Genomic DNA, 613 nt, shown 5'->3' on the forward strand with positions numbered 1-613 from the left:
CTCATAACTTAATTGAAGGTTTTTTAAATCTTCATCTTGGAACTTATAAGCGCCAGTCAATGTAAATTTACCTTGTTGAACCGTTTCACCAGCTAATGCTATTTTTTCGCCGTTAACTTTTGTGAGAGAACTACTTGAGCTGTCTGTATAGTTTTGGAATTCATGACGGTAACGAAGAGCCGTTGTTAGGCCGAAGTCGGCTTTATACCCAACACGAAACTGTGGTTTAAGTGTCATTTTTTCATCGCCAAACGTAATAGGCATACCTGGCTGCAAATACCATTTGTCATCTAACGCATAACGAACCCCCCAATCAAATTCAGAATCTCCGCGCTCCAATTGGTTGTATATATCGCCTTCTGCATTTGGAGCAAATTTTTGTTCAACGCTAAAATATAGCTTTGTCTCATCTGCTATTTTCGTGCTTCCACCAATTTTAATACGATGCGCGTATTTATCGTCTTCATGCTTATGTTCTGCGCGGTAATCAAGAGTTGCGCCAGTCGCTGTGCCTGCAAGAAGAGTTGTAGCGATAATTGCAGCAATTTTTGTAACAGAGTTCATACCTTTGTCTCACTATTATTTTTTATTTTGGATACATCCAATATATCCG

The 613-nt window shown here is 39.2% G+C and carries 1 protein-coding gene; it reads right to left on the bottom strand.

The features are described 5' to 3' along the window. Nucleotides 1-564: oligogalacturonate-specific porin KdgM family protein (locus AB4653_RS28365; protein ID WP_372105967.1), on the bottom strand; the 564-nt coding region annotated here is incomplete at its 3' end. Nucleotides 565-613 lie beyond the last annotated feature (49 nt).

Source organism: Vibrio sp. 10N.222.48.A3 (genome assembly GCF_041475345.1).
Lineage (GTDB): Bacteria > Pseudomonadota > Gammaproteobacteria > Enterobacterales > Vibrionaceae > Vibrio > Vibrio tasmaniensis_A.